We start from the raw sequence: 22,917 nt of genomic DNA on the forward strand, positions 1-22,917 counted from the left end.
CTGTCGGGGAAGGCGACCATCCGCGCGGCAGCGTAGCAAAGTCGCGCGGACCGCGGCGGCGGGCGCGCGGCCGCAGCGCGCGGACCGCGGCGGCGGGCGCGCGGCCGCGGTCCAAAGTGGCGGGCGCCGCGAGACTACCAGGTGCGGACGAACGTGAACCGGCCGGCGACCGCGTCCGCCCCCGACGCTGCCTGCGTCTCGTAGCCGACGAACAGCCCGAGGGTGTTGTGGTCACCGTAGCCGAGGTTGACGCGGCCGCCGATCGGAAGGCTCACGAGCCCGGACGAAAACGGAGCCGCGCCGGCGGCCGCGTCGCCGGCGAAGTCGTTGAGCCGGTAACCGACCTCGATCTGCGGGCCGACGTGCACCGCGTCCGACAGCTTGTACAGCGCGAAGTTGCGCGTATAGGCGAGATCCTCGGCGCCGTCGGAAAACGGGCTGTTGAAAAACACCTGCACCCACGACTCGACGTACGCCCGGTCGAGGTCCACGACGGTGAACAGTTGCGGCGCGATCAGCGAGGCGAAGTCCGCCGCGGCGAAGTCAAAGCCGATGCCGACCATCGGCGTGAACGTCGCCGGGCCGATCGCCAGCGACGGTCCGAGGTCGAGTTCGGCGAACGAACCGACGACGTAGATGTCCGACGCGAGCGCCCAGTCGCCGACGGAATGGGTCGCGCCGACCCACAACTGCGTTCCGAGGGCGTCGGTGTCGATGCGAAACCAGCCGGAGGTCGCCGGCTCCGGCCCGGCGCTCGCGGTGGCGCCGACGACCGCCGGGGCGCCGGCGGCGTCCCCGGACGCGGCGTCCGCGCCGGCGGCGTCCCCCGACGCGGCGGTCGCGCCGGCGGCATCCCCGGACGCGGCGTGCGCGCCGGCGGCGTCCCCCGACGCGGCGTCCGCGCCGGCGGCCCGATCGTCGCCGGGCGCCGTGCCGGCGCCGTCGGGCGCTCCGCCGGCCCCGTCGACCGGTCGAGCGGCCGCGGGCGCGGCGGCGACGAGCGTGGCGAGCAGACTCCAGTGCGCGATGCGAATGCGTGTCATGGCGTATCCCCTTTCGCGGTTCCGAGCGCACAGACATAGCCGGCGCGGATTTCGCCGGAATGCACGGCGGGTAACGCCGATGTAACTTCGCGGTGAACGCGCGTCGCGCGCGGCGGCCAACTCGTTGCCGTTACATCTCGATCGGCACGCTGCCGAGGCGGCGCACGAAAAAACGGGGCCGGTGCGACCGGCCCCGCCGGGGATACGTCCCGTCCTGCACCCGCTCGGCTACGGGTGCCACTCGGCGAACGCGCCGAACGTGAGCGTGTCGGCCACGCCCATGCCGTCCTGCGTCACCAGGCTGCTGAAGCCGAAGAAGGCCCCGGCGGCGAGGTTCGCGTTGACGGCGTAGTGCCCGCCGAGCACGAACGGCAGCGTGAAGTTGTCGTTCGCGTCGAAGCTGAGGTCGTCGCCGGTGTACACGCCGGTCGCCACGCCCGCCTGGATCTTCTCGTCGACCTGGTACATCGCCATCACCGGGACGTGAAGGACGAGTGCCGTGCCGGTCTCCCCCATGTCGTCCGTGGCCGAGTCGAGCTGGACGCGGACCTGACCTCCGGCGTGGATGGCGATCTTGTCGAGCTCGTGGCGGTAGTCGGCGCCCGCGCCGAGCCCCACCTTCATGTCGCCGTTTGTGCCGGGGAGGAAGCCACCGCCCCACGGATTGATGACCAGCCGGCCGGGCCGCCCCGCACCGAGGATCGCCGTCGCACCGAGCTGCTCGCTGACGGCGTAGCGCCCGTCGACGACGAACGCCTGGAGAAACTCCGGGCTCGCGTCGCCGAAGTCCGGCTTGCTCAGCAGCAGCGGGATCTCGACCCCTGCGCTGATCTTGTCGTCGACGTGGTAGTGGGCCCACGGCTTGAGTTCGACCCAGAAGCCGAACTCCGGGCCGTTGATGTCACCGCCGGTGACCCCGCGCGGGACCATGAGCGCCGCCCCGGCCATCAGCTTCGGGTGCGCGTGCGCGGCCGCGCCACCGGCGTCGCCGGAGGCCTCGCCGTCGCCGGCCGCGTCCCCCGCGTCCGCATCCCCGGCGTCGCCCAATGCATCGCCCGTGTCGTCTCCGAGCCCCAGATCGTCGTACTGTGCGTACGCGGGCAGCGACGTGAGCGACAGCGCGAGCGCCATCGCGCCAAACCTGTTGCACCGTATCATCCGTGTCTTCTCCTTGCTGGTTGTCGTTCAGATAGCCTCGAGCGCCGCCGCGCGACGCCCGCGGTTGGACGGCGCAGCGACCCCGCACTTCAACCGCCGGTCGCCACGCTACCATCGCCCTGCGACAGGGCGCGAATTTCGCGCCCGACGCGCGCACGACCGCCAATGATTGCAAGCGCCTGCAACGAGTTGTGAGATCGGTCCTCCGGCCCGCGGCGCCGGCTCGCGAACGGCGCGGAGGGCCGCCATCCGGGCAAACCGCGGCCGCTGCAGCCGCCGGCGCGACCGTGCTATGTGTCGCGCATGTTCACCCCCATGTCGCCCCGGTCGCCCGCCGCGCGCAGCGGTCTGCGCACCGGCGCGTGGCCCGCCCTGCTGGCCGCCGTCGCCGCGTGCGGCGGCGCGGCCAAGCGCACGCCCGCCGCCAAGCCCCCGCGCCTCGACGTGATCGCCCCCTGGACCGACCCGGAGCAAGACCTGCCCCGGCCGCGCGAGGTGGCGCCGCGCCCGGTCGAGCCGCCGCCGCCGGTCGCAATCCGCGGCGCCACGATCCTCACCGCGGCCGGCGACCGCATCGACGGCGGCACGATCGTGCTCGCCGACGGTGTCATCGCCGCGATCGGCGCGGGCGACGTGCCCATTCCGGACGGCGCGCGCGTGATCGACGCCACCGGCAAGTTCGTCACGCCCGGGATCATCGACACCCACTCGCACATCGGCGTGTACGCCGCGCCCCACGTGGCCGCCCACAGCGACGGCAACGAAGCCACCGCGCCGGTGACGGCCGAGGTGCGCGCCGCGTACGGCTACTGGCCGCAGGACCCGGCGATCGCGCGCGCGGCGGCCGGCGGCGTCACCGCCGCGCAGATCCTGCCGGGCAGCGCGAACTTGATCGGCGGCCGCGGGTTCGTCGTGCGCATGGTGCCCGGCCGCACGGTCGACGAGGTCCGGTTCCCCGGCGCGCCGAGCACACTCAAGATGGCGTGCGGCGAAAACCCCAAGCGCGTGTACGGCGAAAAGGGCGGCCCGCAGACGCGGATGGGCGAGTACGCGGCGTTCCGCGCGGCGTTCCAGAGCGCCGTCGAGTACCGGGCCAAGTGGCGCGCCTACGCCCGCGCCCGCGAGTTGTGGCTCAAAAAGCGCGCGCGGGCGCAGCAGCTGAACGCGACACTGCCGCCGAAGCGGCGCATCCCCGGCGAGCCCGCGCCCGAACCGCCGCCGCGCGACGCCAAGCTCGACACGCTCGCGGCGGTGCTCGACGGCGACATCCTGGTGCAGATCCACTGCTACCGCGCGCCCGAGATCCGGGAGATGGTCGCGATCGCCGACGAGTTCGGGTTTTCGATCCGGTCGTTTCACCACGCGCTGGAGGCCTACAAGGTCCGCGACGTGCTCGTCGACCACGGCATCGCGATCTCGACCTGGGCCGACTGGTGGGGGTTCAAGATGGAGGCGTTCGACGGCATCCCCGAGAACGCGGCGCTGTTCGCCGAGGCCGGCGGCCGCGCGGTGATCCACTCCGACTCGTCGATTGGCATCCAACGGCTCAACCAGGAGGCGGCCAAGGCGATGTACGCCGGCCGCGCGGCCGGGATCGACATCAGCGAAGACCAGGCGCTGCGCTGGATCACGGCGAACCCGGCGTGGGTGCTCGGCATCGACGGGGTGACCGGCACGCTCGAGCGCGGCAAGCGCGCGGACGTCGTCGTGTGGAGCGCCCACCCGTTTAGCGTGTACGCGCGGGCCGACCTGGTGTTCAACGGCGGCGAGCTGGTGTACGACCGCGCCGCCGGCCCGACCCCGACGGACTTCGAACTCGGCAACTCCGCGATCGATGGAGGTCAGAAATGATGCCCCCGCGCACTGTCGCGCACCGCTCGGCGCTGCGGCACGCGGCGCTCGTGGCCGCCGCGGCTGGTGCGGCCGTCGCGCCGGCGGCCGCGCGCGCCGACAGCGTCGTCATCCGCAACGCAACCGTGTACCCGCGCCCCGGCCAGCGGCTCGACGGCGCCACCATCGTGATCCGCGACGGCGTCGTCGCCGCGGTCGGGCGCGACGTGAAGGCGCCGGCCGGGGCGCGCGTGATCGACGCGACCGGCAAGGTCGTCACCGCCGGCTTCGTCGAGCCCTACTCGACCGTAGGCCTGGTCGAGGTGCCGGCGGTGCGCGAGACGGTCGAGGGCCGCCACCCCAACGAGGCGCTGCCGGACGACGACGAGATCCACGCCGCGTACCGCGTCACCGACGGCTACAACCCTGCGTCGGTCGCCATCCCGATCGCGCGAACCGGCGGCATCACCTCGGTCGTCGCCGTTCCGCGCGGCGGCCTGGTCGCCGGCGCGTCGGCGTGGATGTCGCTGGCCGACGCGGTCACCGTCGATGCGGTCACGGTGCGCCCGGTCGCCGCGTTGCATGCACAACTTGGCGAAGGCGCGCTCGGCGTCGCCCGCGGATCGCGCGGCGTCGCGGTCGAGCGACTGCGCGAACTGCTCGATGACGCCGCGGCCTACGGCCGCAACCGGCGCGCGTACGAGCGCAACCAGTCGCGCGCGTTCACCGCCGAGCGCCTCGACCTCGAGGCGCTGCAGCCGGTGCTGCGCGGCCGCACGCGGCTCGTGATCGTGGCCGATCGCGCATCGGACATCCTCGCGGCGGTGGCGCTGGCGCGCGAGTACAAGCTGTCGATCGCGATCGCGGGGGGGGCCGAGGCGTGGCGTGTCGCCGACCAGCTCGCCGCCGCGCGCGTGCCGGTCATCCTCGACCCGACCGCGAACCTGCCGGCTTCGTTCGACCGCATCTACGTGCGCGACGACGCACCGAAGTTGCTGCGCGACGCCGGCGTGGCGGTCGCGCTGTCGACGCTCGGCGACGCGGCCGGCGCGCGCACGCTGCGCCAACTGTGCGGAATCGCGGTGTCGTTCGGCATGGCGTGGGACGACGCGCTCGCGGCGGTGACGACCGTCCCGGCGGCCATCTACGGCGAGGCCGGCGGCGCCCGGCGCGGTACGATCGAGCGCGGCGCGGCGGCCGACCTGGTCGTGTGGTCGGGCGATCCGTTCGAGCTGTCGACCCGCGCCGAACACGTGTTCATCGGCGGCGTCGACCAGTCGTTGCGCACGCGGCAGACGCGGCTGCTGGAGCGCTATCGCACGCTGTAGGTACGCCGCAGCGCCGCCCCGCGCCATCCGCGCTACAATGGCGCAGGGGTGAAGTCGGAGCCGACGGACACGTCCGAGCGCACGCAGCCCGCCGGCGACGGCGCACAGTCGACCGACGCCACGGCGCCCGGCGGCGACGCGCGCCGCGAGCCCGCGCCGCCGGCCGGCGGCGACGACGCCGACACGCAGATCGCGTCGCCGGAGGCGCTGCGGCGCAGTCGCGAGATCGCCGCCGCGAGCGCGCAGGCGTCGGCCCTCGGATCGGCGCCGTCGGTCGCCGGCAGTGGACCGCTCACGGCGACGTCGCCGGTGGACGCGCTCAAACACGAGGAGGTCGAGCGCACCCGCCAGTTCTTGTTCATCGTGTATGCGTTTTGCGCCGGCATCCCGGCGTCGCTGCCGTTTCTGGGCGGCTCGCGGCCGCTCAAGTGGGTCCTGGCCGGCGCGTGCGCGTTCCTCGCCGTCAACGGGGCGCTGTTGCACCGCCGCCTGCGGCGTCCCGATGCGTACCCGCAGCGCCAGGTGACCTTCGTCGCCTTCACGGCGGTCATCGTGGCGTACACCGGCGTGTTCTATTGGGGCGTGTTCTCCGTTGCGCCCGCCATCATCGTGATGGGGCTGTACTTCTTTTCGCGCAGCGAGAGCCTCCGCGCGGCGCTCGCCGTCTATCTGATGTGTGCGGGATTCCAGGCGTCGCTGTCGGGCATGATCCTCGCGGGCGTCTTCGAGGATCCGGGACTGTTCCCGGTACCGGACCGGCCGCGCCACGAGCTGATCCTGGCGCAGGTGATCCTTCAGGGCATCTACCTGTCGACCTATCTGATCGCTCGCGCGACCCGGCAGACGACGCTGCGCGCGATCGATCGCCTGCAGACGGCGATGGTGCAGGTCGGCCAGCGCGAAGCGCTGGTCCAGGAACTCAAACACGAGCTGGACGAGGCGCGCCGCCACGAGGGCATGGGCCGCTACAGCGATCAGGTGCTCGGCGGCTACAAGCTCGGCCGGGTGCTCGGACGCGGCGCGATGGGCGAAGTGTACGAGGCGTTCCACGTCGACACCGACGAGCCGGCCGCCGTCAAGGTGCTCCACCCGAACGTGTTGGAGAACCCGAACCACGTGGCGCGGTTCTTCCGCGAGGCGAAGGCCGCCAGCGAGTTGGCGTCGCGACACGTCGTCCGCGTGCTCACCGTGAGCGACACGATGGAGTTGATCCCGTACGTGGTGATGGAGCGGCTCGAGGGACGCGACCTCGCCGACCATCTGCGCGAACGCCGCCGGCTGAGCATCCGCCACGTGGTCAAGCTGGTCGCCGAGGTCGGCTCCGTGCTCGACCGCGCGGCCCAGATCGGCATCGTCCACCGGGACATCAAGCCACAGAACCTGCTGCTGCACGAGCCGCCCGACGGCCCGCCGACGTGGAAGATTCTCGACTTCGGCGTGTCCAAGCTCGCCGGTCAGTCGGGCACGCTCACGCAGGGGCACGTCGTCGGCACGCCGGTCTACATGGCCCCGGAGCAGGCTCGGGGAGAGGACGTCGACGGCCGCGCCGATCTGTACGCGCTCGGCGCGGTCGCGTACCGGTGCCTCACCGGCCGGCCGCCGTTTACCGGCAAGGACGTGCCGGCCATTCTGTACGCCGTGGTCTACGACATGCCGCCGCGCCCCAGCGACGTCGCGCAGCTGCCGGCCGACGTCGACCTCGTGCTCGCGATCGCGATGGCCAAGCGCCCCCAGGATCGGTTCGAGACGGCGGCCGACTTCGCCGCGGCGCTGGCGCTGGCGGCCGAGGGGCGCGTCGACGACGCGCTGCGCGCGCGCGCGCAGGCGCTGCTCGCGCGCCACCCGTGGGGCCGCGTGTGACCGCCCAGCCGATGCGCCCGCCCGCGGCACGCGCGCTCGCGCGGACCGCGGCACGCGCGCTCGCGCGGACCGCGGACGTTGCGCTCGCGCGGACCACCAGCGACCGGACGGGCCGCCGGCGCCGGCCCCGGCACGTCGAAGCGGACCGGCGATGACGCGCGGCGACGAAACCGCGATCGAGGCGCCGGCCGCGCGACGCCGGCGGCGCAGCCGAGCGCCCGGCGGGCGCGCGGGCGACGGCGCGGTGACCGACGACACCGGCGCGGCGACGGGCGACACCGGCGCGGCGACCGGCGACACCGCCAGCCACGGCACGGCCGGCGGCGGCTCCGCCGGTGGGCCGGCCAGCGACCCCCGCGGCCCCGCCGTCCGGTCGCCGGCCGACGCGCTGCGGCTCGACGAGATCGCGCGCACGCGACGGCTGTTGCCGATGGTGCTCGGGCTGTGCGTCGCGGCCGCCGTCGCGTTGCCGTGGATCGGCGGCGACCCGCGCGCCAAAGCGCTGCTGTACGCCGGCGTCGTGCTGTCGTCGCTCAGTTCGTTGTGGCTGCACCGGATCACGCGCGATGACGCGCACGGCTATACCAACCTGACCGTCGCGGCAGCATGGCTGTCGCCCTCGCTCACCATCGTCGCCGCGATCCTGTACTTCGGACCGTTTTCGCCGGCGCCCATCCTCGCGGTGCTCGCCGTCTACCTGATCGGCCTCGGTCGCAGCCGTACCGTCGCCGCGACCGTCTACGGCCTGCTCGCGGCCGGCCAGGCCGGGCTGGCGGCGCTCGCCATCGCAAACCCGGACGGCGTCCACTCGCTGGTGCGCGCCGACTACCTCGGCCTCCGCGAGCAGATCATCGGCCAGGCGCTGGTGCAGGCGGTGCTCGCGGCGACGCTGTTTACCGCGCGGCTGTCGCGCCGCGCCGCCCTGCAGGCGTTCGAGGAACTCGACCGCGCCGTGCGTGCGATCGCGCAGCGCGACGCGCTAATCGACGAGGTGCGCGCCGACCTCGACCGCGCGATGCAGATCGGCGGCCGCGGCCGGTTCACCGGCCGCCGGGTCGGCTCGTTCCAACTCGGCGTCGTGATCGGCCGCGGCGCGATGGGCGAGGTCTACGAGGCGCGCCACGTGGACACGGGCGGCGAGGCGGCGGTCAAGCTGCTGCACCCGGCCGCCGCCGGCGACGACTTCGAGCAGCGGTTCCACCGCGAGGTCAAGGCCGCCGCCGCCGTCGCGTCGCCGCACATCGTGCGCGTCATCGAGGTGAGCCCGGAAGGTGCGGCGCTGCCGTACCTGGCGATGGAGCGCCTGCGCGGACAGGATCTGGCTCAGCTGCTGCGCGACCGCCGCAGACTCGGCAAGCGGGCGCTGGTCAAGCTCGCGCGCGAAGTGGGCGCCGGAATCGAGGCCGCCGGCAACGCCGGCATCGTCCACCGCGACATCAAGCCGCAGAACCTGTTCTTGCACCGGGGGGACGCTCCGCCCGACCCGCACGGTCGCGAGGGCACCTGGAAGATCCTCGACTTCGGCGTATCCAAAGTGTTCGGCGGCGACGGCACGCTCACGCACGGCCGCGTCGTCGGCACTCCCGTGTACATGGCGCCCGAGCAGGCGCAGGGAAAGGATGTCGACAGCCGCGCCGATCTGTACGCCCTCGCCGCGATCCTGTACCGCGCGCTCACCGGGGTTCCGCCGTTTCGCGGCAAGGACACGCCCGAGATCCTGTACCGCGTCGTGTACGACATGCCCCGCCGCCCGACCGCCATCGTCGACGTGCCCGCCGACGTCGACGCCTGGTTCGCGATCGCGCTCGCCAAGCATCCCGACGATCGCTTCTTCACCGCGGACGAACTGTGCGACGCGCTGGAGGCGGCGCTCGCGGGTGCGCTCGACGACGACTGGCGCGAGCGCGGCCGCCGACTGCTGAAAAAGGCGACCGCGTAAGCTGTTGCGCCTAGCCGCTGGCTGCGGTCGCGATCTGCGGGCGATCGTCGGCCTACGTGCTCGCGCCCTTCGGTTCCGTATGTGGATACGCGCCGTCGTGCGCTGCGGGCGTGCGCCGAACCTCGCCTCGCATCGCGCAACCTCGCTGGCGCGCCGATACGCAACAGCCTCCTCGCCGCCGCGGTCGCGCCGCGGTCGCGGTGTGGTGTGCGCGGGGAAGGTGCTACGGTCGAGCCCGATGCTCCGTGGCCGCCACGCCGCCGTCGCCCTCGTCGCTGCCGCCGCTGCGATCGCATGGGCGGGCGCCGCGCGGGCGGCGACGCCGCTGCCCACCCGCGACCCGGCCCGATCGGTCTACGACACCGCGGGCGTGCTGCGCCCGGAAACCCGCCGCGCGCTGGAGGCGCTCCACCGCGAGCTGTTCGCCAAGACGGGCGTCATGATCGTCACCGTCACGGTGCCGCGGCTCGTCGACGAGACGATCGAGCAGTTCGCGGTCCGCGTCGGCCAGACGTGGGGCGTCGGCCGCAAGGGCGAAGACCGCGGCATCGTCGTCGCGCTGTCGGTTGAGGACCGGCGCATCTTCATCGCCACCGGCTACGGCGTCGAAGGCTTCTTGCCCGACGGCCGCGTCGGCGCGCTGCTCGACGCGTACGTCGTACCGCATCTGCGGCGCGACGACTTCGATGGCGGCCTGGCGAATGCGAGCGCGGCGCTCGCACGGGTGGTCGCGCGCCACTTCGGCGTCGCGCTGGACGGGGCGATCGCCGTACGCGAGCCGCCCCGCAGACGGCTCACACCCGGCGAGATCGTGGTGATCGCGCTGCTGCTGGTGGCGCTCGGCTACGCGTTCGTCCGCCATCCGGTGCTGTTTTTGATGCTGCTGTCCGGCGGCGGCCACCGCGGCGGCGGCTTCGGCGGCGGCTTCGGCGGCGGCGGCGGCGGCGGCGGCTTCGGCGGCGGCGGCTTCGGCGGCGGCGGCGCGGGCCGCGGGTTCTGACCGCGCGGCCCGCGCCCGGTGGCACCGCCGTCGGCCGGCCCGCGGCGCGGCCGGCGACACGCCGGCACGACGCGGCCGCGGCGGCGCCGCGACGGACCGCCCGCGCGCCGCGGCGCCGGGTGTGCTACGACGCGATCGCCGGGTCGCACCATGACGTCTCCCCCGAGCATTCCGCCCACCGTCACGGCCTTCGTGGATCGCCTCGTGCGCGCCGCCGCCGACGGCCTCGACGCCGCGGTCCTGTACGGGCCGGCGGCCCACGGCGACGCGTACGCCGATCCGCACGCCGTGCACGTGCTGATCGTCGCGCGCGACCTCGAGCTGGCGACCCTCGCGCGGTTCGCCCGTCCGGTCGCGTGGTGGCGCCGGCGGGGCCACCCGACGCCGCGCATCGTGTCGCGCGCGCAGCTCGCGGCGATGGCCGACGTGTTCCCGATCGAGCTGCTGGACCTGGCGAGCCACCACGTCGTCCTGCACGGCCGCGACCCGCTGGCCCAGGTGCAGGTCGTGCCGGAGCACTTGCGGCTCCAGTGCGAACGCGAGCTGCGCGAAAAGATGATGCGCCTGCGCGAAGGCTACGTGGAGGCGGCCGGCGACAAGCGGGCCCTGCTCCGGCTGCTCGTGCACGCATACCCGGCGTTCGCCCTGGTCTGGCGCGGCTGCCTGCGCCTGTTCGGCGACGACGTGCCGCGCAGCGACCTCGACGTGGCCCGCGCGCTGTGCCGCCGGCTCGACCTGGATCCCGCGCCGCTCGAGGCGGTCGACGCCGCCGCACGCGGCCGCGCGCCGCGCGAGGTCGAGCCGTTGTTCGCCGACTGCTATGACTTGTTCGGCCGCATCGTGAAGCGAATCGACGACATCGTCCCCACCACACAGGAGCCATCATGAGCAAAGCTGCCCGCATCGCGATCGGGAGCGTCGTCCTGGCCGTCCTCATCGCCGGCGGCTGCGGCGTCGCCAAGTACAACGCGCTCGTGTCCGCGAACGAAGAGATCGACGCGGCGTGGGCGCAGGTCGAGAACGTGTTGCAGCGCCGGGCCGACCTCATCCCCAACCTCGTCAACACGGTCAAGGGCTACGCGGCGCACGAAAAGGACATCTTCTCCGCGGTCGCCGAGGCGCGCAGCAAGCTGCTGGCAGCCAAGGGCCCGGCCGATGCCGCCAGCGCGCACGCCCAGATGAGCTCGGCGCTCGGCCGGCTGCTGGCGATCGCCGAGCGGTACCCCGACCTGAAGGCCAGCGCGAATTTCACGCGCCTTCAGGACGAGCTGGCCGGCACCGAGAACCGCATCGCCGTCGAACGCCGCCGCTACAACGAGGCGGTCAAGCGCTACAACACGACGATCAAGCGGTTCCCGGGCAACCTGTTCGCGAGCCTGTTCGGGTTCGAGGCGCGCGAGTACTTCGAAGCCGAGGCGACCGCCAAGCAGGTTCCCAAGGTGGAGTTCTGACGCCGCCGGGCGGTGGCGCCGGCCTCGCCGCGCCGGTCGGTCCGCCCGCGCCTTGACAGGTCCCGGCCGCCGGGCTAACCCCACAGCCGACATGCGCTTTTGGCTCGCTTTCAGCTGCTTTTTCCGGCTGCTGTTCTTCATGAAGTTGCCGGCCGCGGCCGCCCGCTACTTGCCCGCGGACGCGCTGCCCAAGGGCTTGCCGGAGCCGGATGCGGACGCGCCCGCGGCGGCGGCCGAGCCCGCGGCGGCCGAGCCCGCGGCGGCCGAGCCCGCGGCGGCCGAGCCCGCGCAGCCGCGGCGCCCGCCGGCGAACGCGGCCGAGTTGCGCCGCGAGGGCGCGCTCGCGCTGCTCGGCCTGTTCCAGCGAGAAGGCCGCCTCGTCGACTTCTTGCAGGAAGCGATCGACGACTACGACGACGCCGACGTCGGCGCGGCCGCACGCGACATCCACCGCGGCTGCAAGAAGGCGCTCGACGACCACGTGCGCCTCGAGCCGATCATGCCCGGTAACGAAGACGACACCGTCACGATCAAGCCGGGCTTCGATCCGGGCGAGATCCGCCTGTCGGGCGACGTGTCCGGCGAGCCGCCGTTCACCGGCGTCCTCCGCCACCACGGCTGGCGCGCGGTCGAGGTCAACCTGCCGGTGCTCGGCGACCAGGTCGATCGGAGCGTGATCGCGCCGGCCGAGGTCGAAATCGGCTGACATGGCGGGCGCGCGCTACGTCGTCGGCATCGACCTGGGCACCACGAACTGCGCGGTCGCCTACGTCGACACGAAGCAGGGCGGCGACATCCGGCCGCTACCGATCCCGCAGGTCGTCGCACCCGGCGAGGTCGAGCCGCGGCCGACGCTGCCGTCGTTCCTGCTCCTGCCCGGGCCGCACGAGGTCCAGCGCGGCGCGCTGGCGCTGCCGTGGCGCGACGACCCGGGCTGGTGCGTCGGCGCGTTCGCGCGCGACCGGGGCGCCGAGCTGCCGCACCGACTGGTGGCGTCCGCCAAGTCGTGGCTGTGCAACGCCGAGGTCGACCTGACCGAGCCGATCCTGCCGTGGCGCTCGCAGGCGGCGCGCGACGAGGACGACGGCGACGGCGGCGAGCGCGTATCGCCGATCGAGGCGGCCGCGCGCTACCTCGGGCACATCCGCGCGGCGTGGGACCACGCGTTCCCGGACGCGCCGCTCGCCGAGCAGGACGTCCTGGTGACGGTGCCGGCGTCGTTCGATGCGGTCGCAACCGACTTGACCGCCCGCGCCGCGCGCCATGCCGGCCTCGGCGACGTGACCCTGCTCGAGGAGCCGCAGGCGGCGTTCTACGCGTGGCTGGCGGCGTCCGGGGATTCCTGGCGCGAGCGCCTGCACGCCGGCGACGTGGTCCTCGTCGTCGACATCGGCGGCGGCACCACCGACTTCTCTCTGATCGCGGTCGCCGACGACGGCGGTGCGCTCGCGCTCGAGCGCGTCGCGGTCGGCGACCACATCCTGCTCGGCGGCGACAACATCGACCTGGCGCTCGCGCACCTGGTCGCGCAGCGGCTCGGCGACAAGGGCCGCACGCTGTCGGCCAAACAGCGCGGCGCGCTCGTCCACGCCTGCCGCCGCGCCAAGGAGCAGCTGCTGGCCGACGGCGGCCCCGACGCCGTCCCGATCGCCGTACTCGGCGGCGGCTCGAAGCTGATCGGCGGCACCCTGCGGGCCGAACTCACCCGGGCCGACGTCGACGTGCTCGTCGTCGACGGCTTCTTCCCGCCCGCGGCGCTGGGCGACGCGCCGCGCGAGCGCACGCGCATGGGCCTCGGCGAGGTCGGCCTGCCCTACGCGGCCGACCCGGCGATCACGCGCCACCTGGCGCACTTCCTGGCGCGGCACGACCGCCGGCCGACCGCGATCCTGTTCAACGGCGGCGTCATGCAGAGCGGCCGGCTGCGCGCGCGCGTCACCGAGATCGCGAGCGGCTGGTTCGGCGGCGATCCGCTGCCGGCCCTCGCCGGCACGGACCTGGACCTCGCGGTGGCGCACGGCGCCGCGTACTACGGGCTCGTGCGCCGCGGCGACGGCGTGCGCATCCGCGGCGGCCTCGGCCGCACCTACTACATCGGCATCGAGACCGCCATGCCGGCGATTCCCGGGTTCGAGCCGCCCGTCCACGCGCTGTGCGTCGCGCCGTTCGGCCTCGAGGAGGGCTCGCGTGTGGACCTGCCCGACGAGCGGTTCGCGCTCGTCGTCGGCGAGCCCGCCGAGTTCCGCTTCTTCGCGTCGACCTCGCGAACAGACGACCGGCCCGGCCAGGTGGTCGAGGTCGACGGCGACATCGTGGAGCTCGCACCGATTCGCACTCGCCTCGACCCGGGCGACGGGCACGACGCGGGCGCGCGCGTGCCGGTGAGCCTGTCGGCGAACGTCACCGAGTTGGGCGCCCTCGAGCTGTGGTGCGTCGCCCGTGACGGCTCGGGCCGGTGGAAGCTCGAGTACAACGTGCGGGAGACCGAACGGTGAGCGACCGCCCGCGCTACATCATCGGCATCGACCTGGGCACGACCAACACCGCGGTCGCCTACGTCGACACGCGAGCGGCCGACCCGCGCGTGCGCGTGTTCGACGTGCCGCAGCTCGTCGCGCCCGGCCAGCTCGAGCCGCGCCGCCAACTGCCGTCGTTCGTGTACCTCGCCGGCGAGCACGATCTGTCGCCGGCGGAGACGGCGCTGCCGTGGGCTCCCGACCGGCGCCAGGTGGTCGGCGAACTGGCGCGCGCGCAGGGCGCGCGGGTCGCCAGCCGGATGGTCGCGTCGGCCAAGTCGTGGTTGTGCCACGGCGGCGTCGACCGCAACGCGCCGATTCTGCCGTGGGGCTCGGACTCGCCCGACAAGCTGTCGCCGGTGGCGGCGTCGGCGCTGGTCTTGCGCCACGTGCGCGAAGCGTGGGACCACGTTCATGCCGGCGAGCCGGACGCCGCGTTCATCGATCAGGAGATCGTCGTCACCGTCCCCGCGTCGTTCGACGAGGCGGCCCGCGAACTGACCGTGCGAGCGGCCGAGAGCGCCGGCATCTCGGACGCAATTCTGCTCGAGGAGCCGCAAGCCGCGTTCTACGCGTGGATCGAGTCGCATCCGGGCGACCTGCGCAAGCGCGCGCTGCAGCCGGGCGACCGCGTGCTGGTGTTCGACATCGGCGGCGGCACGACCGACTTCACGCTCATCGCGGTCGGCGACGGCGACGAACTCGAGCGCACCGCGGTCGGCGACCACCTGCTTCTCGGCGGCGACAACATCGACCTCACTCTCGCCAAACAGATCGAAGCGCGCATCGTCGAACGCCGCGGCAAGAAACTGGACGCGCTGCAGTGGCACGCGCTGGTGCACGCGTGCCGGCTCGCCAAGGAACGACTGCTCGGCGACGACTCCGTCGACCGCGTTCCGATCGCGGTGGCCGGACGCGGCTCCAAGCTGATCGGCGGCACGATCAAAGAGGAGATCGACCGGTCGCAGCTCGAGGCGACCGTGCTCGACGGCTTCTTCCCGCTGGTGGATGCGGGCGCGGTGCCGGTGCGCGCGCGCGGCGGCTTGCAGGAGTTCGGCCTGCCGTACGCGGCCGACCCGGCCGTCACCCGCCATCTGGCGCACTTTCTCGCGCGCCACGGCACCGGCCAGGTCGATGCAGTGCTGTTCAACGGCGGCGCGATGACGCCGGCGTCCCTGCGGCGCCGCGTGCTCGCGCAGATCGAGCGCTGGCAGCCCGACGCCGGCGCGCCGCGCGAACTCGCCAACGACGTGCCGGAGCTGGCGGTCGCCAAAGGCGCGGCGTACTACGGCCTGGTGCGGCGCGGGCTCGGCGCGCGCATCCGCGGCGGCACGCCGCGGTCGTTCTACGTCGGAGTCGGAGCCGCCGCCGGCGCCGCCGACGACGGCCCGATGGCGGTGTGCCTGGCGCCGCGCGGGCTCGACGAAGGCGCCACCGTGGAGTTGCCGCGCGACTTCACGCTCACGACCAACCGGCCCGTGAGCTTCAAGCTGTACTCGTCGACCACCCGCCGAGACGAGCCGGGCGCCATCGTGCGCGCGGGCGACGGCGATCCGGATAGGACCGACGACGACAGCGACCTGCTCGAGCTGCCGCCGATCGTCACCGTGTTGCGCGCGCCGGGCCGGTCGACCGCGCACGTGCGGTTGCAGGTTCACGTGACCGCGCTCGGCACCCTCGAGCTGTGGTGCGTCGAACACACGCCTCCGGCCGGCAAGGAGCCGGAGCGCTGGCGGCTGTCGTTCGACATGCGGTCCGGCGGTGCGGCGCGGCGCGACGACGCGCCGGCCGGCGAGATCGACGACGCCACGCGCGACGCGCAGGCGTTCGTTCGGCGCGTGTTCCGCGGCGAGGACGACGTCAAGCCCGCGCAGCTGATGCGCGCCCTCGAAAAGCGGCTCGACCTGCGCCGCGACGAGTGGAGCCTCACCGTGTCCCGCGCGCTGTTCGACGCCGCGCTCGACGTCGAGGGCGCGCGCGAGCGGTCCGCGGAGGTCGAGGCGCGGTGGCTGAACCTGTGCGGGTTCACGTTGCGGCCCGGCCACGGCGCGCCGCTCGACGACTGGCGCTGCAAGCAGATGTGGCGCGTGTTCAACGAGGGGCTGGTGCACGACCGCGCCGAGCAGTGCCGGCTCGCCTGGTGGATCGCGTGGCGGCGGATCGCCGGCGGCCTCACCAAAGGCCAGCAGGAGCAGATCTACGACCGGCTGGCGCAGCTGTTTCTGCCCGGGCCGAAACAGAAGGCCAAGTGGCACAAGGTCAAGCCGACCAAGCAGGAGGCCGCCGAGATGTGGCGCGTACTCGCCAACCTCGAGCGCATCGACGCCGACCGCAAGGCCGCGCTCGGCGACGAGCTCGTCGACCGGCTGCAGAGCCGGAAGGCGCGGTCGGAGGCGACCTACTTTTGGGCTCTCGGCCGCATCGGCAACCGCGCGCCGCTGTACGGGCCGCTCAACGCGGTCGTGCCCGCGGCGCGCGTCGAACGCTGGATCGAGCGCCTGCTCGAGGTCGACTGGCCGGCGCCGGAGCTGGCGGCGTTTCCGCTCGCGCAGCTCGGCCGCCGCACCGGCGATCGGGCGCGCGACATCGACCCGGCGCTGCGCGAACGGCTCGCGGCGCGGCTCGAAGCGGCCCCCAACGGCGAGCGGTGCGCGCGGCTGGTCCGCGAGGTCGTGTCGCTCGAAGCGCGCGAGGAGCGCGTGGCGCTCGGCGACTCGCTGCCACCGGGCCTGCGGCTCGTCGCCGACGACGCCGCGTAGCGCGCCGCGGGACGTCGCCCGGCGGCCCGCGACCGCCCCGCGCCGGTCGCGGGCGGCGTCGCGCGGCGGCCGCGACCGCCGGTCGGCGGCCACACGCGCGCGCCCGGCTCCGCCGCGGTCACGCGAGCCGCAGATACGCGCCCTGCCCCGTCACCGGGATGATCCCGCGCGGGTTGAGAGACCGGTGGCACAGGTAGTAGTGCCGCTTGATGTGATCGAAGTCCACCGTGTCGGCCACGCCCGGCAGGCGGTACATCCGCACCGTGTGCGAAAGCAGGTTTGGATAGTCGACCAGGCGCTTGCGACTGCACTTGAAGTGGATGTTGTAGACCGCGTCGAAGCGCACGAGCGTGGGAAACAGCCGGATGTCCGCCTCGGTCAGCGCGTCGCCGACGAGCCACGTCCGGCCGGCGAGCGTCGCGTCGAGTTCGTCCAGCGCCGCGAACAGCGCGGCCTCCGCCTCGTCGTAGGCCGCCTGGGTGCCGGCAAACCCGCACTTGTACACGCCGTTGTTGACGGCCTCGTACACCCGGGCGTTGATGGCGTCGATGTCGGCGCGGTGCGGCTCGGGAACCAGGTCGCGCGGCGTGCGCGCGAGCGGCGCAAACGCCGTGTGCAGCAGGCGCAAGATCTCGGCCGACTCGTTGTTCACGATCGTGTCGCGCTCTCGGTCCCACAACACCGGCACCGTCACCCGACCCGTGAAATCGGCGCGCGCGCGCACGTACAACTCCCACAGGTAGCGCGCGCCGTGGAGCCGGTCCGGATAGCGGTCGGAGAACTGCCAGCCGTTGTCTTGCCACACCGGCTCGACGATCGACACGTCGATGGCGTGTTCGAGGCCCAGCAGCGCGCGCGCCACGAGCGTCCGATGCGCCCACGGGCACGCCAGCGACACGTACAGGTGGTAGCGCCCCGCGACCGGCTCGACGTGCATGTCGCGAAACTGCGACGCGGCCCGGTCGAAGCGACCGTCGGCGTCCCGCGGAAAGTCGGCATCGGCGGTCCACACGCCGCGAACGAGCTGTCCCATCTCGACAGGATACCGCGCAGTCACCCCGCGGTCGCGAACGCGGCCGCCGTCGCGCGCGGACGCGCCGGCGGCACCGGGGCGACATCCGCTGGCGCGAAGCGGCTCGATGCCCGCCGGCCGACCGCGGCCGCAGCCGCTGGCGAGGCTAGCTCGGCATGCCGACCTGGACGGCGACCAGCGTGATGTCCTCGCGCACCGGCCGGTCGCCGCAGTGGACCCGCACGTCGTCCAAAATCGCCGCACACAGCTCGGCCGGGTCGGCCGCCGCGCCGCGCGCGCGCAACACCCGCTGCAGCCGGCGGTCGCCGTAGCGTTCGCCGCGCTCGCTCTCGGACTCGACCAGCGCGTCGGTGAAAAGGACGATCGTGTCGCCTCCCGCCAGCGGCATGCGGCCGACGGCGATGCGCGGTTCGGGCTCGATGCCGAGCGGCGTGCCGCGCGACACGAGCGCGCGCAGCCCGGACGGGCCGCACACGTACGGAAACGGATGGCCGGCGTTGGCAAACGACACGCTCGGACCCTCTGGATCGATGAGGGCGGCGAAGCACGACATCAAGTAACGGGTCCGGCCGACCGACAACACCGCGCGATTGAGAATCTGCATCAAGTCGAACAGGCCGAAACTCGCGCCGAGCAGTTGCTGCGCCGCCTCGCACGCCCCCTCGACCGTCGCGGTGACCAGCGCCGCGGGCACGCCGTGTCCGGTGGTATCGCCCACCAGAACCAGAGTGCGCCCGTCGGCCAACTCGGCCGCCGCCCACCAGTCGCCGCCGAACTGCCCCGCCGGTAGATAGTGCGCGACGACGCGACACGCCCCCACGGCGCGCTCGGTGACGCCCGCGCTGCGCGCGCGCTGGACCGCGGCGGCGACCTCGACCTCGCGCGCGTCCTCGGCGCGCTGCGTGGCCTCGCGGTACAGTCGCAGCCACGTGAGCGCGCGCGCCGCCGAATCCTGTAGCCGCGCCATCGCGTCCAGTTCGCTGTCGAGCAGAGGACGGCCGTCGGCGCGCGGTCCCGTCGCGATCACGCCCACCAGCGTGTCGCGATCGAGGAGCGGCAGCACGACGGCTGCGTCCAGAGCAGCAAACAGCGCCTCGATTGGCGCCCGCAAGCCGCCGAGGCGCTCCACCCCGAGACGATCGCGCGCGAGCGGAGCACGGTTCACGTGCAGCCACGCGCGCACGCGGGCGTCGAGAGCGCGGCCGAGCAGTTCGTCGCCGGCCGGCAGCACCCGCGCACGCTGGAGCCCGAGCGCGCCCTCGAGCACGTCGCGCACGGCGTCTTGCAGCGGCTCGATCGCGGTGACCGCGGTACAGCGCTCGTCGAATGCGTCGAGGGCACGCTCGACCACCGCGCCGACGCGGTCCCGGCGGCGGGCGGCGCGCCGCCGAATCGCGCCGACCGCGGCGTGTCCGGCGATCATCGCGACGACGACCGCGGCGGTGGCCAGCGCGCGCGGCGCTCCGGCCACCGCCCACGCCACGCCGCCGATCGCGACGACGATCGCGAGTTCCCACGGCGTGGCGTCGTCGCGCCCGCGCTTGCGGATGACGTCGATGCGGTGCACCGTCGCCACGAGCAGGCCGGTCGCCGCGAGCGCCGGGATCCACGCGAGCGGGACGCTGCCGACGCCGTGCGCCAGCAGCAGGTCGACGCTGCCGCCGACGATCAGACCGGTGACGGCGGCGAACCGCAGATAGCGGCGGCGCGCGTACGCACCGCCGGCCGTGCGCGCCCGACGCGCCGCCGCGATCGCACCGGCGCCACTCCAGCCGACCAAATTGGCGAGATGCACCTCCAGCAGCGGCCCGGCGACCGCGTTCCACAAGCCGGCGTCGGTGCGCCACACTCCCGCCACGACCCAGTCCGTGGCCAGCGTCACCACCGCGCTCGCTGTCGCGATCGCCGCCGCCGCACCGATGAGCTTGCGAAACGCATGCAGCTGCACCTGTTCTCCCTGCAGCAGGGTGAACACGGCCGGTCCGATCAGCGCCAGCGGCGCGATCATCCAGCGATACCAGCGCGCCGCGAGCGCCGGGTCCACGCAGCTCGCCGCGGCCGCCTGCGCCGCGGCGTACACCGTGCCGGCAGCCACTGCCGCGATGAACGCCATGCGCATGACCGGGTCGCCGCGGGTAAACAGCCCGTACCCCAACAGCAGCAACAGCAGCGCCGCCACCACGAGGTACGGCACGCTCACCCAGTGCAGCGCGTAGTTTGCGGGCTCGAACAGCCCCACCGAGCCATGCTACCACCCGTCGCGACCGCGGCGTCAGCCGACGCCGCGCGCCGCACGGCACGGCGGCCGGCCGCCGACGAGCCCCCGAACCGTCGCGACCGCGACGTCAGTTGACGAGGTACTCGGCGCGCAGCTCATAGAGGTTGTACGCGCACGCTCCCGCGCAGTCGCCGCCTCCGGCGAGCTGGACCGACACGGTGTAGGCCGCCGGTCCCTTCGGCAGTTCGGCGCACACTCGTTCGGTGCCGGTGAAGTCCGGATCGGGTGTGCAGAGCTGCGCGGTCGTGACGATCTCGCCCGCTGCATCGCGCACCTGCACCGACAGCGGCGCCATCGCGATCGGGAATCGCGCCGACACGAGCAGGCGCGCGCCCGGTGCGAGACACTCGTCCAACTTGAATGCGTACACGTCGACGTCGCCGGACCGCGCGATGCAGCCGTTGGTGACCGCGCCGGCGCCGCCGCACGCCAGCCGGCCGAGCGGCGTCGCAGCGTCCGCGTCCTCGTTCGGCTCATCGGCCTCGGTTCCCTCGGGACACGCGAACGGCCGCACGGCCGCCGGTCGCTCGCACGTGTACGTGAGCGGGTCGCAGGACAGGTCCGGCGGGCACAGCATCTCGGGTCCGCAAAAATACGTGCCCGGACCGATCTCCGGCTCGCACGCGGCCATCGCGACCGCAGCCACCCACGCCCAGCGCCGCATCAAAATGTCCACGACGCCCCCGCCACTGCACCGCCCGGCACCGGCGTCCACCACGTCTGTCGCCCGGCCTCCTCCGCATCGTCGGCGTACGACCGTTCGACCGGGTCCGGGCTGGTCCAGATGAAGTACGCCACCGTCCCGACCAGCAGCACCCCGCCGGTCGCGTACATCGCGATGGCCCGCGTTCGGTTGTCCAGCGCGTCGCGCCGCCGCCGGTCGACCTCGTCGGTATACACGAGGCCGCTGTGGTCGCCGGAGAACCGGCTCACCTCGTCGGACGCCCGCTTGGACTCGAGGTGGAAGTACAGCCCCAGTCCACCGGCCGCCAGCGTGGCGCCCGCGAGCGACGCGAGGACGATCTTCTGGCCGCGCGTGCGGGGCGGCTCGACCCAGTACGTGAGCGGCTTCTGGCCCTGCTCGGAGAAATAATCGAGGGACGTCCTGTCGCCGCCGCCCGCCGGACCGGCGTCCTCGGCCCGCGCCGGCGCGGTCACCAACGCGCCGGCGACCGCGAGCCCGACCGCCGCGCGATGCGAACGAAACCGCCGATGGGTCGCCATGGCGGCATCCTGCTTTGGCGCGCGCACGCCGTCAACCCGTGCGCCGGCGCGGTGAGATCGTGTCAGGCGGCGCGAAGACGCAAGGCACGCCGCCCGCACTCAGAAGTACCAGCGAAAGCCGATGGCGCCGTCTACGCCGAGGTCGACGTCGTGCACGAGCTGCAGATCGAGCGCCAGCTCGAAATACACTTGCAGCGGCGCTCGGCGGAAGTCGAGCGCGATGCCGAACGGCATCCGGCCCCCGACGTGAATGTCGCCGTCGTGGCCGGCGTGGTCGTGCTCCGCGATCCACGGGCCGACGCCGGTGTAGATCGGCACGTCGACCGCGGACCCGCGCACCAGTTCGGCCAAGTAGAACTTCCAGATGAGGTGGACGTACACGTCCGAGTCGTCGAACGTGTCGAGCCCGACCGCGAGTTCGATCGCGTGGCCGAACCCCGGGCGCCTGCGGTGGTACTCGAGCGTCACGCCCGTCGGATCGCCGACGACGAGGCCCAGGCCGAGCGACCCGCCGGCGCGACGCTGAGCGCGCGCGGACGACGGAACCGCGAGCGCGACGGCGACGGCGGCGGCGGCGAACCAACGACCGGAGGACACCGTGAGTGGACGCGAAACGGCGCGCATTGTGGCGGCCATGCTATCGCACAACGGCGCCGCCGTGGTATCTGAGCGCCGCGGCACGCTCGCCACCGCCGGTCGCGGCGCCGGGACGTCCGCCCGTACTCGCCATGACGATCACTGACGACATCCGTAGCCGACTCGACGTTCACGACGGCCCGCGCGCCGCTCGCATTCTCGACGACGTGCTCGCGCGCTGCCGCGCCGGCGCTCCCGACGGCCTCGTCGTGTTCGACCTCGACTCCACGTTGCTCAACAACCGCCCGCGCCAGGCCCGCATCTTGCGCGAATTCGGCGTCGACCGCGGCATCCCGGAGCTTGCGCAGTCGAGGCCCGAGCACTGGACCGGCTGGGAGTTCGAGCCGGCGATGCGAGCCGCCGGCCTGCCGGACGATCGCATCGCGCAGATCGCCGCCGACTTCAAGGCGTTTTGGCGCGACCGGTTCTTCACCAGCGCCTACTGCCGCGACGACGTCCCGATCCCGGGCGCGCCGCGGTTCGTCCGCGCCGTCGCCGACACGGGCGCGCGCGTGTGCTACGTCACCGGCCGCCACGAAGCGATGCGCGAGGGCACGATCGAGTCGTTCCGCAACGGCGGCTTCCTGCTGCCCGACGGGGACCGCGTACAGCTCATCATGAAACCGACGCTCGACGAAAGCGACGACACGTTCAAAGCCGAAGCGCACGCCGCGCTGCGCGCGCTCGGTCCCGTCGTCGCCGTGTTCGACAACGAGCCGACACACATCAACGACTACCGCGACGCGTTCCCCGACGCGATGCACGTCCATTTGGCGACCGACTGCTCGCCGCGGCCGGTCTACGTGGCGAAGGGAATCCCGTCGATCCCGGACTTCTCGGCATTCGCCGCCTGACGCCGGCA

19 protein-coding genes and 1 pseudogene are annotated in these 22,917 nt (G+C 73.4%); 13 read left to right on the plus strand and 7 right to left on the minus strand.

The genetic code is table 11. From position 1 onward, the window contains the following. Positions 1 to 134 precede the first annotated feature (134 nt). Complete coding sequence (locus D6689_10270) at positions 135 to 563, minus strand: hypothetical protein (GenBank protein RMH41670.1); 429 nt, start codon at positions 561 to 563, stop codon at positions 135 to 137. 186 nt (positions 564 to 749) lie between these two features. On the opposite strand from D6689_10270, the pseudogene D6689_10275 reads away from it, so the two are divergent. Then, positions 750 to 851, plus strand: a pseudogene (locus D6689_10275) (cold-shock protein). A gap of 420 nt (positions 852 to 1,271) precedes the next feature. Here the strand turns inward: D6689_10275 and D6689_10280 are convergent. Next, the gene (locus D6689_10280; protein RMH41671.1) at positions 1,272 to 1,991 is read right to left on the minus strand and encodes a hypothetical protein; all 720 of its coding nucleotides are present in this window, start codon (positions 1,989 to 1,991) and stop codon (positions 1,272 to 1,274) included. Between D6689_10280 and D6689_10285 the strand changes: the two genes are divergently transcribed. The 11 genes from D6689_10285 to D6689_10335 all read left to right on the plus strand — a co-directional run bounded on the left by D6689_10285 (position 1,972) and on the right by D6689_10335 (position 16,884). Next, complete coding sequence (locus D6689_10285) at positions 1,972 to 2,370, plus strand: hypothetical protein (protein ID RMH41672.1); 399 nt, start codon at positions 1,972 to 1,974, stop codon at positions 2,368 to 2,370. The genes D6689_10280 and D6689_10285 overlap by 20 nt on opposite strands. Before the next feature lie 146 nt (positions 2,371 to 2,516). Beyond that, the gene (locus tag D6689_10290; GenBank protein ID RMH41673.1) at positions 2,517 to 4,052 is read left to right on the plus strand and encodes an amidohydrolase; all 1,536 of its coding nucleotides are present in this window, start codon (positions 2,517 to 2,519) and stop codon (positions 4,050 to 4,052) included. Further along, complete coding sequence (locus tag D6689_10295; protein RMH41674.1) at positions 4,049 to 5,359, plus strand: hypothetical protein; 1,311 nt, start codon at positions 4,049 to 4,051, stop codon at positions 5,357 to 5,359. The genes D6689_10290 and D6689_10295 overlap by 4 nt, the downstream gene beginning before the upstream one ends. A 48-nt stretch (positions 5,360 to 5,407) precedes the next feature. Beyond that, entirely contained in the window at positions 5,408 to 7,219 is a 1,812-nt protein-coding gene (locus D6689_10300; GenBank protein RMH41675.1) for a serine/threonine protein kinase, read from the plus strand. A gap of 151 nt (positions 7,220 to 7,370) precedes the next feature. Continuing rightward, positions 7,371 to 9,158, plus strand: a complete 1,788-nt coding sequence (locus D6689_10305; protein ID RMH41676.1) for a serine/threonine protein kinase — start codon at positions 7,371 to 7,373, stop codon at positions 9,156 to 9,158. A gap of 79 nt (positions 9,159 to 9,237) precedes the next feature. Next, a complete protein-coding gene (locus tag D6689_10310; protein RMH41677.1) occupies positions 9,238 to 10,158 on the plus strand; it encodes a TPM domain-containing protein in 921 nt (306 codons plus the stop codon). Positions 10,159 to 10,308: 150 nt separating this feature from the next. Continuing rightward, on the plus strand, positions 10,309 to 11,046 hold the full coding sequence (locus D6689_10315) for a hypothetical protein (protein ID RMH41678.1): 738 nt from the start codon (positions 10,309 to 10,311) through the stop codon (positions 11,044 to 11,046). Further along, the gene (locus tag D6689_10320; protein RMH41679.1) at positions 11,043 to 11,609 is read left to right on the plus strand and encodes a LemA family protein; all 567 of its coding nucleotides are present in this window, start codon (positions 11,043 to 11,045) and stop codon (positions 11,607 to 11,609) included. Before D6689_10315 ends, D6689_10320 begins: the two co-directional genes overlap by 4 nt. A gap of 91 nt (positions 11,610 to 11,700) precedes the next feature. Next, positions 11,701 to 12,315, plus strand: coding sequence for a DUF2760 domain-containing protein (locus tag D6689_10325; protein ID RMH41680.1), 615 nt, complete (start codon positions 11,701 to 11,703; stop codon positions 12,313 to 12,315). Position 12,316: 1 nt separating this feature from the next. Then, entirely contained in the window at positions 12,317 to 14,104 is a 1,788-nt protein-coding gene (locus D6689_10330) for an Hsp70 family protein (GenBank protein RMH41681.1), read from the plus strand. Then, the gene (locus D6689_10335) at positions 14,101 to 16,884 is read left to right on the plus strand and encodes a molecular chaperone DnaK (GenBank protein ID RMH41682.1); all 2,784 of its coding nucleotides are present in this window, start codon (positions 14,101 to 14,103) and stop codon (positions 16,882 to 16,884) included. The genes D6689_10330 and D6689_10335 overlap by 4 nt, the downstream gene beginning before the upstream one ends. 118 nt (positions 16,885 to 17,002) lie before the next feature. Here D6689_10335 and D6689_10340 read toward each other — a convergent pair whose 3' ends face one another. The 5 genes from D6689_10340 to D6689_10360 all read right to left on the minus strand — a co-directional run bounded on the left by D6689_10340 (position 17,003) and on the right by D6689_10360 (position 22,043). Beyond that, positions 17,003 to 17,917 carry a glutathione S-transferase family protein gene (locus tag D6689_10340; protein RMH41683.1) on the minus strand — a complete coding sequence of 305 codons (915 nt, stop codon included), beginning with the start codon at positions 17,915 to 17,917 and terminating at the stop codon, positions 17,003 to 17,005. A gap of 145 nt (positions 17,918 to 18,062) precedes the next feature. After that, positions 18,063 to 20,156 (minus strand): serine/threonine-protein phosphatase, encoded by a 2,094-nt coding sequence (locus D6689_10345; protein RMH41684.1) that lies wholly within the window; start codon positions 20,154 to 20,156, stop codon positions 18,063 to 18,065. Between the two features lie 106 nt (positions 20,157 to 20,262). Continuing rightward, entirely contained in the window at positions 20,263 to 20,841 is a 579-nt protein-coding gene (locus D6689_10350) for a hypothetical protein (GenBank protein ID RMH41685.1), read from the minus strand. Between the two features lie 17 nt (positions 20,842 to 20,858). Then, complete coding sequence (locus tag D6689_10355; protein ID RMH41686.1) at positions 20,859 to 21,419, minus strand: hypothetical protein; 561 nt, start codon at positions 21,417 to 21,419, stop codon at positions 20,859 to 20,861. 99 nt (positions 21,420 to 21,518) lie between these two features. Next, on the minus strand, positions 21,519 to 22,043 hold the full coding sequence (locus tag D6689_10360) for a hypothetical protein (GenBank protein RMH41687.1): 525 nt from the start codon (positions 22,041 to 22,043) through the stop codon (positions 21,519 to 21,521). Positions 22,044 to 22,210: 167 nt separating this feature from the next. Between D6689_10360 and D6689_10365 the strand changes: the two genes are divergently transcribed. Further along, on the plus strand, positions 22,211 to 22,909 hold the full coding sequence (locus D6689_10365; GenBank protein RMH41715.1) for a hypothetical protein: 699 nt from the start codon (positions 22,211 to 22,213) through the stop codon (positions 22,907 to 22,909). Positions 22,910 to 22,917: the final 8 nt, after the last annotated feature.

It is taken from the genome of Deltaproteobacteria bacterium, assembly GCA_003696105.1.
Taxonomy (GTDB): domain Bacteria; phylum Myxococcota_A; class Polyangia; order Haliangiales; family J016; genus J016.

Excerpts from the sequence above, each read along its gene's own strand:
- D6689_10270 (RMH41670.1), bottom strand. The coding sequence starts at position 563 with ATGGTCGGCATCGGCTTTGACTTCGCCGCGGCGGACTTCGCCTCGCTG.
- D6689_10285 (RMH41672.1), top strand. The coding sequence starts at position 1,972 with ATGAGCGCCGCCCCGGCCATCAGCTTCGGGTGCGCGTGCGCGGCCGCG.
- D6689_10280 (RMH41671.1), bottom strand. The coding sequence starts at position 1,991 with ATGGCCGGGGCGGCGCTCATGGTCCCGCGCGGGGTCACCGGCGGTGAC.
- D6689_10290 (RMH41673.1), top strand. The coding sequence starts at position 2,517 with ATGTCGCCCCGGTCGCCCGCCGCGCGCAGCGGTCTGCGCACCGGCGCG.
- D6689_10295 (RMH41674.1), top strand. The coding sequence starts at position 4,049 with ATGATGCCCCCGCGCACTGTCGCGCACCGCTCGGCGCTGCGGCACGCG.
- D6689_10305 (RMH41676.1), top strand. The coding sequence starts at position 7,371 with ATGACGCGCGGCGACGAAACCGCGATCGAGGCGCCGGCCGCGCGACGC.
- D6689_10310 (RMH41677.1), top strand. The coding sequence starts at position 9,238 with ATGTGGATACGCGCCGTCGTGCGCTGCGGGCGTGCGCCGAACCTCGCC.
- D6689_10315 (RMH41678.1), top strand. The coding sequence starts at position 10,309 with ATGACGTCTCCCCCGAGCATTCCGCCCACCGTCACGGCCTTCGTGGAT.
- D6689_10320 (RMH41679.1), top strand. The coding sequence starts at position 11,043 with ATGAGCAAAGCTGCCCGCATCGCGATCGGGAGCGTCGTCCTGGCCGTC.
- D6689_10325 (RMH41680.1), top strand. The coding sequence starts at position 11,701 with ATGCGCTTTTGGCTCGCTTTCAGCTGCTTTTTCCGGCTGCTGTTCTTC.
- D6689_10330 (RMH41681.1), top strand. The coding sequence starts at position 12,317 with ATGGCGGGCGCGCGCTACGTCGTCGGCATCGACCTGGGCACCACGAAC.
- D6689_10340 (RMH41683.1), bottom strand. The coding sequence starts at position 17,917 with ATGGGACAGCTCGTTCGCGGCGTGTGGACCGCCGATGCCGACTTTCCG.
- D6689_10355 (RMH41686.1), bottom strand. The coding sequence starts at position 21,419 with ATGGCGACCCATCGGCGGTTTCGTTCGCATCGCGCGGCGGTCGGGCTC.
- D6689_10360 (RMH41687.1), bottom strand. The coding sequence starts at position 22,043 with ATGCGCGCCGTTTCGCGTCCACTCACGGTGTCCTCCGGTCGTTGGTTC.